At 71.8% G+C, this 8,597-nt stretch carries 9 protein-coding genes; all 9 read right to left on the bottom strand.

All coding sequences use genetic code 11. The annotated features are described in order from the left end of the window. Positions 1 to 441: hypothetical protein (locus ACWF94_RS25365; protein WP_453492800.1), on the bottom strand; the 441-nt coding region annotated here is incomplete at its 3' end. After that, the gene (locus ACWF94_RS25370; RefSeq protein ID WP_453492803.1) at positions 438 to 1,628 is read right to left on the bottom strand and encodes a methionine adenosyltransferase; all 1,191 of its coding nucleotides are present in this window, start codon (positions 1,626 to 1,628) and stop codon (positions 438 to 440) included. The genes ACWF94_RS25365 and ACWF94_RS25370, both read right to left, overlap by 4 nt. Before the next feature lie 98 nt (positions 1,629 to 1,726). Further along, the gene (locus ACWF94_RS25375) at positions 1,727 to 2,794 is read right to left on the bottom strand and encodes a hypothetical protein (RefSeq protein WP_453492806.1); all 1,068 of its coding nucleotides are present in this window, start codon (positions 2,792 to 2,794) and stop codon (positions 1,727 to 1,729) included. A gap of 250 nt (positions 2,795 to 3,044) precedes the next feature. Continuing rightward, positions 3,045 to 4,061 carry an NAD-dependent epimerase/dehydratase family protein gene (locus tag ACWF94_RS25380; protein ID WP_453492809.1) on the bottom strand — a complete coding sequence of 339 codons (1,017 nt, stop codon included), beginning with the start codon at positions 4,059 to 4,061 and terminating at the stop codon, positions 3,045 to 3,047. Further along, positions 4,058 to 4,501, bottom strand: a complete 444-nt coding sequence (locus ACWF94_RS25385) for a type II toxin-antitoxin system RatA family toxin (protein ID WP_453492812.1) — start codon at positions 4,499 to 4,501, stop codon at positions 4,058 to 4,060. The genes ACWF94_RS25380 and ACWF94_RS25385 overlap by 4 nt, the downstream gene beginning before the upstream one ends. Positions 4,502 to 4,535: 34 nt before the next feature. Further along, complete coding sequence (locus ACWF94_RS25390; protein WP_453492815.1) at positions 4,536 to 5,735, bottom strand: acyl-CoA dehydrogenase family protein; 1,200 nt, start codon at positions 5,733 to 5,735, stop codon at positions 4,536 to 4,538. A 334-nt stretch (positions 5,736 to 6,069) separates the two neighbouring features. Then, positions 6,070 to 6,726 (bottom strand): HAD family hydrolase, encoded by a 657-nt coding sequence (locus tag ACWF94_RS25395; protein ID WP_453492818.1) that lies wholly within the window; start codon positions 6,724 to 6,726, stop codon positions 6,070 to 6,072. 150 nt (positions 6,727 to 6,876) lie between these two features. Continuing rightward, positions 6,877 to 7,659, bottom strand: coding sequence for an ABC transporter permease (locus ACWF94_RS25400; RefSeq protein WP_453492821.1), 783 nt, complete (start codon positions 7,657 to 7,659; stop codon positions 6,877 to 6,879). After that, the coding region (locus ACWF94_RS25405) for an ATP-binding cassette domain-containing protein (RefSeq protein WP_453492824.1) at positions 7,652 to 8,597 on the bottom strand (946 nt) is incomplete at its 5' end. The genes ACWF94_RS25405 and ACWF94_RS25400, both read right to left, overlap by 8 nt.

Consider the following 8,597-nt stretch of genomic DNA (forward strand, 5'->3'; position numbering starts at 1 on the left):
TCGTCGGCAACGGTCCTCCAGCGTCGCCGGAGACAGCTCCCACTCGTAGGTCATCGCCTCGAACGCGCCCAGGACGCCCGCCGTCCCCGACGCTCCCGTGAGTACGCCGAGTTCCCGGCGGGCACCGGAGCACAGTGCCCGGACTCCATCGGCGGCGACCCGGTGCAGACGCGGGTAGTGCAGCAGGGGGCAGCCGCGCCGGCCGAAGTCCCCGGCCGGCATCAGCGCGCAGCGCAGGACCGTCGCATCCCCTTCGCCGAGCACCCGTACGACCTCCGCCATCGCGTCGGCGGCACCGGTTGCCGTCAGCACCTCGGGCTTGACCAGCACCACGAAGTGGGTGCCGGCGTCCGGGGCCGGCTCCGGCGGCGGTCCGGTGTCGCGGCGCAGGCCACGGTGGCGCACCTCGGCGACGAGGGCCCGTGTGTGCGCGCCGGTCACCACAGGGTGATGCCCTTCTCGATCAACTCGGCCGACAGGTCTCCCGTACCGGCGACCGCGGTCTCCACCAGGGTGTTCAGGGCGCGCTCGTCCGCATCGGGTGTGGTCACGACGACCTCGTCCGGGCGCTCCAGGGGTGCTTCCTTGGAGGTGAAGACATGGACCTGCGCCGGGCCGCCGAACTCGTCGTGCACCTGCTGGGCGAGGCGCATGGCCATGACGTTGTAGATCTTGCCGGTGTGGTCCAGCGGGTTCTTGCCCGCGGGGGCCTCGATGCTCATCGGGCGCATGGGGGTGATGAGTCCGTTGACCCGGTTCCCCCGGCCGACCACACCCACGTCGCCGGTGTCCGCCACCGAGCCGAGCGCTGTGAGGTAGGGGCGGCCGTTGCGGTCGGTGGCGTTCATCAGCATGCGGCAGTCCTGGATTCCCCGGGTGCCGACGAACTCCTCCAGCTCCTTCTGGATCACCGCCTTGCGCGCCAGGTACTGGTCCATCGACTCGATGCGGGCGGCGAGGAACGGCATATTGACGACCAGGCTGAAGGCGTCGTTCCGCCGGCTGCCGAACACCTTGACGTCCCAGCCGGTGTCCGGGTGCCGCTGTTTGAACCCGGTGCCGTTGATGAGGTGCTCCAGCCCCAGGACGACGTTCTCCAGGCGGGACAGGGGGGCGTAGCCGTGCAGGAGGTTGGTGTCGTTGGAGACCAGTCCGCCGGACCTGAGCGGGACGAGGTCCTCGGGTGACGCGGGCTGGTACCGCGAGACTCCCCGGCCCGACCCCTGGTGATCGACCACACCCAGCTCGACGGCGAGATGGCGGGTGGCGTCGAAACCGGTGGTGACCTGTGCGAGCACATCGGCCGCGGCGCGGAACATGATGTCCCGGACCGGGATCTCGGTGTCACCGACCCGGAAGGCCGCCTTGCCGAAGACCTTCACCCGGTACGGCGAGGTGAGTTCGCCCCGCCCGTAGCCGGTGTCCGCGCCGCCGCCGTACAGCGTCACCTTGTCGAACCAGTGGTGGGCGACCCCACCGAAGTGTTTCAGGCAGTGGAGGGAGTAGTAGCGGGACATGCGCTCGGCCATGGCGTCGCACATGGTGTCCGGGTGTCCGACTCCCTTGCGCTCGACCAGTTCGTAGGGCAGATCCTCGACCGACCGGGAGTCCCGTTGGACCGACAGCATGGAACCGTCTCCCTTGGTTGGTGACCGGGTTGGTGACCAGGTTGGTGACCGGGCCAGGTGACCGGGTCGATGTCCGGGCCGGGTGACCCGGTTGGTGTTCAGGACGCGAAGTCGAGGAACGCAGTCCTCGCCTCCGATTCGGTCAGCCCGTGCGGCGGGCTCTTGAAGAGGAGGGCGGACGCGTCGTTCACCGTGCCGGACAGGCCGCGGTCGGCGGCTGCCTTGCCGACGCGTACGGCGTTCGCGATGACGCCCGCGGCGTTCGGGCTGTCCTCCACGGTGAGCTTCAGATCGATCTCCAGCTCGGAGCCGAGCACGGAGGTCGCCTTGATGCTGGCGAAGCACACCTTCGTATCGGCGAGGTGGCCGATGAAGCCGGTGGGTCCGGCCACACCCTCGACGTCGGTCATGCCCGCCGCGCGCAGGGCGTTCGCCTTGGACGCGAACTTGGTGGCCGAGCGGCCGGCGTCCGCCAGGTTCAGGAAGTCGGTGTTGCCGCCCACGTTGAGCTGGTAGGTGCTCGCGAGCACCAGTCCTCGGCTGAGCAGCAGCTCGATGAGGGTGGTGTGCAGGGACGTGGCCCCGACATGGCTGCGCAGGTCGTCGCCGAGGATGACGACGCCCGCGTCCGCGAACCTGCCGCGGATGTCCGCGTCCCGGGCCAGTTCCTCGGGTGTGGCGTTCACGACGGCCACTCCCGCGGCCAGGGCCGCGTTGGCGAACATCCGGATGGCCTGGGAGGCGCCCGTGGGCAGCGTGATGACCAGGATGTCGACGTCGTGTTCGGCGAGGGCCTTGGCGACATCCTCCTGGGTGGCGTCGCGGGCGGCGGCGGCCAGGGCCACGACATCGCCGAGCGGTCCCGCGAGGCCGTCGAGAACCGGTGCGGGAAGGACCGGGGACTCCCGGTCGGCGCCGAGCGGGGTGAAACCGGTCGCGGAGATGGCGGGGGCGGTGAACGCCTCGGCGAGAGGGAGCCCGACCTTCGCCGCGTCGACGTCGAACGCCGCGACGACACGCACGTCCGAGAGCCGGTAGCCGCCCACCGTAGGACACATGAGGCCCGGCAGCCGGGCGTCGGGATTCGTCTGGGCCATGGCGGCGAACTGGCAGAAGCTCCATGCGCAGTTCCCGGCGCCGGCCAGCGCAACACGGATGGGTTTCATGACAGGTTGTTCCTCTCTACGCGGACACCAACTCCGACTCAGCGGTCCGGCCCTCGACTTCAGTCATCCCCTCCATGACCGGACGGTGAGAAGAACCGGCTCGGCATTGCTCGTCGACCGGCGGGTACGGACCCCGGCGACTACGGTGGACCGTCATCGGTCCGGGTCCGGGGCTGCGCGCTCCCGGGCCGCGGCCGGACTTCGGGCCCGTCACCTCACGGCACCTTCTCCCCCCGGTGTGTGCGGCATGTCAGGCGCCCCACGGCCTGGGGATCCGGCGGGCCGACGTCCCGTGGACATCGGCCCAGCGGCGTATCGAGCGGTACACCACCTGTGCGGTGTCGGCCACCCGGTCGGTGACCTCGAACGGCCGGGTGACCGACAGATAGCCCTGGTACGCGCGGAACGCGGTGACCCGGCGCAGTTGGGACCGGTCCAGATACTCCTCGGCGAAGGGCAGATAGAAGCGGTTCCACTGGTCGGGTGTCACATACGGAAGGCGGTCCAGCGGGGGTATGCCGTGTTCGCCGCGCCAGGAGTTGAGGGCGTCCAGGACGGTGTCGAAGACCTCGCCGACCCGCTGGGCCCTCTCGCCCCGGCCCAGGACCGACAGCCGTATGCCCGCCGGCGGTTCGCCCGCGACCAGCCGCACGACATGGTCGGCCACATCGTCGGTGCTGACCATGTCCAGCAGCGCCTTCTCCTCCGCCACCAGCGCGGGGACGGCGCCGCTGCACAGCGAGGACGGCAGCCAGAAGAAGCCGCTGTACCGGTCCAGCCGCCCGTCCGCCCGGGCTCCTATCACGATGGGGAACCGCACGATGTCGGCGCTGTCGCGCTCGGCGTGCACCAGGCGTTCGGCGGCGGCCTTCGACCACTCGTACGAGTTGCGGTAGGCGTCCGGTTCGAGTGAGCTGAGGCCGCCCGCCAGACCCGTGGCGTACGACGACGACAGATGGATGAGGCGGGTCCCGGGGCCGATGCGGGACAGCAGTGCGCGCAGCGGGGCGACGTTCGCTCCCTCGGCCTTCTCGGCGGGGAGGTTCCAGCGGGTGTCGGCGGCGCAGTGCACCACCGCGGTCCACGGGCCGCGCAGCTCGGGGTGCGGTTCCTGCTGCCCGACCCGCCACGCGTACTGCCGGGGTCCCGTGCCGCCGCGGCGGCTCACCCCGTACGTCCGGTGGCCCGCCGCGTCGAGCGCGCGCAGGACCGCGCTGCCCACGGCGCCGGTGGCGCCGGTGACCAGGATGCGGGCGGGCGTGGTCACGAGACCGTGATCCGCCGCTCGATGGCCCGGAGCATATGCTCCGAGTTCTCGCGCAGCGCCTTGGCGGCGACCGGGTTGAGCATGTCGGCCAGCAGCGGGATGCCGATCTCGAAGTCGACCGAGAAGGTGACCACGGAGGTGCCCTCCCCGGCGTCGGTGACCCGCCAGTACCCCTTGAACTCGTCCAGGTCGCCGGAGACCTGAGAGAAGGACATGGTGCGGGTCTCCTCGTCCAGCTCGTCCTCCTCCACCCACTCCAGTACGGAGCCCTTGAGCAGGACCGACCACTCGCTGACGCGCGCGCCGGCGTCGGTCCGCCCCAGCACGGTCACGGACTCGACGTTCTCCATGTACTCGGCGTAGTCCTCCAGCCGGGTGACGGCCCGCCAGGCAATGGCCACCGGGGCCTCGATCGGCAGATTGACTTCGACGTGGGGCATGGCTGTCTCTCCTTGGCAGGTGGGGCCGGGCGACTCAGCCGGCCGGGTCGAAGCTGATCTCACGTCCCGTGCAGAACGCGCCGACGACCTCGTCGCAGGTCAGCAGCGACGGCGGATGGTGGTGGACGGCGAGCGAGTCGACCAGGAGGCCGGCGGCCGACTGCCCGCGTCCGTAGAGACGGCTGCCCATGACCGGGGTGACGGCGGACACCACCCGGTCGCGGGTGTCGCTGAGCGAGGCACGCAGCCCCACCGCCGCGGCCAGCGCCGCCCGCCCGCCGATCGCGCCCGATCCGACGTCCGCGCCGAGCTGGCGGCAGGCGCCGCCGAGCGTCAGCAGCTCGCGGGTGGCGCGGCCGAGCAGGGCGGTCCTCGGCCCGAACGTGCCCGCCGCGACGACCCCTCGGTACGCCACGTCCAGCAGCCCGCTCAGAACGCCGTGGTAGGTGGCGCTCAGCAGGACCGCGAACCACGCCATGCCGGAGATGACGTTGTCGTCGATGACATCGGCGGGGCCGCGGTGGAAGACGAGCCGGTCGTCCAGCTCGACATCGCGCAGGACCAGCCTGGCCGTGTCGGATTCCCGCATACCGAGCGAGGGCCACTCCCCCTCGGCGGTGAGGCCGGGGGACGAGCTGGGGCAGAGGGCGAGGATCGTCTCGTCGGTCCCGGTGACCCGGGCCGTCAGACACACCAGGGTGGCCGTGGAGGCGAGCGAGCAGGGGTACTTCACTCCGGACACCCGGTAACCCTTGCCGGTCTCCACGGCCACCGAGCGGCTGCTCATGAAGTTGGGGCTGCCGCCCGGCTCGGCGAACGCGGACGCGACCAGGGCACCGGACTTGGCGATCCCCTCCAGCAGCATCCAGCTCGTGTCCCGGTGCCGCTGCCAGTAGTCGGCCATCAGCCCCACCGTGAAGGCGTGCATGTTCAGGGCGATGGCTGCCGAGGGGTCGGCCATGCCCAGCGCGCGCTGCGCGGAGGCCACTTCCACCAGGCTCGCGCCCGCGCCGCCGAACTCCGCGGGGATCGGCAGCGCCGCGTAGCCGCTCGCGGCCAGGTCGCGGATGCGGTCGGCGCCGCAGACGCCCTCGCGCACCGGAGCGGGCCGCCAGGCCGTGCTCCAGCCCGCGTCCAGGAGGGCCCGGTGCGGGGCCTCGCCGTCGCCGTCCCGCCGGACCCCGTCCCGCCTGCCTCCGTCCCGCCTGCCCCCGTCACTGCCGGTCGTCGTCATGCCTCTCCCTTCCGGGCCGTACTCCGGATGACCCGGTCGCCCACCGTCCGGGTACGGGCGCCCACCGTCCGGGTACGGGCGCTCGCCCGTCTCTCCGGGCCGGAGCCCCGGGGCGGCCGGTTGCGAGAAGCTGCACGGCGGTGACTCCTTCCGCACGGCGCGAATCGGTCATGCGGAAACAACGAAGAACACAGCGGAATCGAGTACCCGCACGACGCCATCAGGCGGTGGTGAGAAAATCCTATGCAGCGCGGGCGGCAGGGTTCAGCAGGTGTTTCTTTGTGCGGAACACCGGATTTCCCCCGTGAGGTCGGCCGTGGTCGAAAGCCGGAACTCAGAGTTTCAGCAGTGACGCGAGTTCCGTGAGATCGGGATCGGCGGGATTCACCAGTACGGTGTCCCAGCCGAGTGCCGCGGCCGGGGCGATATCGTCCGCCTCGGAATCGCCGACCATGACGCGCCGCTCGAATTCCCCCTCGCCGATCAGCCGGAATGCTCGGGGGTCGGGCTTCTTCGGTCCGCCGTCCGCGGTGAACAGTGCCCGGTCGTACACCCTGGGCACCTTCAGCCCGTCCAGCAGCCTGCGCATCAGGGTGCCCGGCAGATAGCAGTTGGACATCAGCCGGACCGTGTGACCGGCGCCCGCGACCCGGCGCATCGCATCCGCCACGGGCTCGCACAGCGCGTACCGGTCCGCGTCCGCGCAGCCGAGCGCATGCCACAGCGCCCGGTCCAGGTCGGCGCTCTCCCGCCGCACCCCGCGCTCCCGCAGGGCAGCTTCCAGCAGGCCGAGGGTCGGCGGCTGGAGCGCGGCCCTGTCCGACATCGCCGCGTACACGGCGCCGAAGACCGTACGTACGACGTCGCCCGCACACCGCTCGTCCAGCGCCAGCACATCGATGAGACAGGTGGTCAGCTCCTCGGGGCCCGGCAACGGCCGACGGGACGTCACGAGCGTGTCGAAGCAGTCGAAGACCACGGCGGCGGGCATGGCCGCCCCCTTTCTGGGGTCGGGTCGGCCGCTGTCGAACGGCCGCCGGCGGATTGCGGCGCCGGACATCGGGGGTGCCCGGCGCCGGATATCGAGGGGGGGGTGCCCGGCGCCGGACATCTCGGATGCCGGGTGCCGGTGCCCGGACGCTCAGGACCAGGCGACCTTGCGGTGGTCGATACGGAAGAAGGCCAGGGTCACGGCGGTGAGCCCCGCCGCGAAGACGCACAGCATGCCTGCGGGCAGCAGCACCGCGCCCACGCCGCCACCGTCGATGACCACGGTGGAGAAGCCGCGCATCGCCCAGTGGCTGGGTACCGCCGGAGCGAGCGGAAGCGCCCACTCCGGCAGGGCGGACCGAGGGGTCAGCGCGCCGCCGAGACCGGCGAAGAGCAGCGCGGCGAGGTTGGAGAAGACGGTGAGCTGGGCGACGGTACGGCACAGGGACACCAGCGCCATGCCGAACATGACCACGCACAGCGCCAGCGGCACGCCCACGACGACGAGCGCGAGGTACGGGCCGCGCACCCGCAGCCCGAAGAGCAGCCCGCCCGCCCCGAAGACCACGGCGAGCTGGACCACCGCGACCGCCAGCGGCACCACGACCCGGCCGGCCACCAGCTCGTACGGCCGCGAGGGACCCGCCCGCAGCCGGTCCCAGGTGTTCCAGCCGTGTTCCCGGAACATCCCGAAGCCCACGACACTCACGAGGAAGAACAGGAACATCACCGCCATACCGGGCACAGCCTGTTCGGCGCCGGTGGCGTCCCGTACGTCGTCGGCCCGCAGTGCCACACGGAACAGCGGCTGCATGAAGCCCATGATGAGCAGCGGCATGACGGTACGGACGATCAGCGGCGCGGGATCGCGCAGCAGCAGTCTGATGTCGTGCCGGACCAGCGCGGCGATCCGGCCCAGTGACCCGTCACCCATGGCGACCCGCCTCCACGCTCCTGCCGTCGGGCCGGCCGGGCGCCGGACCGCCGCCGCTGTCCGCCGCCGGGCCGCCGGTGGGATCGGTGGAGTCGGGTCCGCCCGCGTATCGCCGTCCCGTCAGGCTCAGGAAGACGCTCTCCAGGCTCGGCCGTACCACCCGCAGATTCACCAGCCGCAGCGCCGAATCGCCCAGTGCCGACAGCACCTCGGGCGCCGCCAGGTGCGGCTGCTCGACACGGACACGCAGGACGTGTGCCTCGCGGGTCACCGGCCAGGGCAGCCGCAGCGCGGGCGGGGTGCCGGAGAAGGTCAGCTCAACGGCGCTGTCCCCGTGGCGGCTCACCAGTTCCCTGAGCGTGCCGCGCGCGATCATCCGGCCGTGGTCCAGCACGGCCACGCTCGCGTCGAGCGCCTCGACCTCGGCGAGGTAGTGCGTGGAGTAGCAGACGGCCGTACCCGTGGCGGCCATCTCCCGGACGAACGCGATGAGCCGGGCCCGGGTCTCCACGTCCACGCCCGCGGTGGGCTCGTCGAGCAGCAGCAGCTTCGGCCGGTGGAGCAGGGCCAGCGCCGTGTGCACGCGCCGCTGCTCGCCTCCGGAGAGCCGGGACACCCGGCGGTCGAGCAGGGCGGTCAGCCCGAGCGGCGCGGCGACCTCCTCGCTCCGCCGCCCGACGTCCGGGCCGCGCAGCCCGGCCAGCTCGGCGAAGAACCGGAGGTTCTGCCGTACGGTCAGCGGCGGGTAGACGCCCAGTTCCTGCGGGGCCAGACCGAGCCCCCGGCGGGCCCGGCGCGGGTCGCGGGCGAGGGAGACGCCCCGTACCTCGATGTCTCCCGCGTCCGGCCGCAACAGCCCCGCCACCAGGGACATCAGGGTCGTCTTGCCCGCGCCGTTGTCCCCGAGCAGGCCGACGATCTCGCCCTCGGCGATGTCG

The sequence above is a fragment of the Streptomyces sp. NPDC055078 genome (genome assembly GCF_053607985.1).

What these genes read in the sequence shown, in the direction of transcription:
- ACWF94_RS25390 (WP_453492815.1), bottom strand. Translation starts at nt 5,735, where the DNA reads ATGACGACGACCGGCAGTGACGGGGGCAGGCGGGACGGAGGCAGGCGG.
- ACWF94_RS25385 (WP_453492812.1), bottom strand. Translation starts at nt 4,501, where the DNA reads ATGCCCCACGTCGAAGTCAATCTGCCGATCGAGGCCCCGGTGGCCATT.
- ACWF94_RS25370 (WP_453492803.1), bottom strand. Translation starts at nt 1,628, where the DNA reads ATGCTGTCGGTCCAACGGGACTCCCGGTCGGTCGAGGATCTGCCCTAC.
- ACWF94_RS25395 (WP_453492818.1), bottom strand. Translation starts at nt 6,726, where the DNA reads ATGCCCGCCGCCGTGGTCTTCGACTGCTTCGACACGCTCGTGACGTCC.
- ACWF94_RS25375 (WP_453492806.1), bottom strand. Translation starts at nt 2,794, where the DNA reads ATGAAACCCATCCGTGTTGCGCTGGCCGGCGCCGGGAACTGCGCATGG.
- ACWF94_RS25400 (WP_453492821.1), bottom strand. Translation starts at nt 7,659, where the DNA reads ATGGGTGACGGGTCACTGGGCCGGATCGCCGCGCTGGTCCGGCACGAC.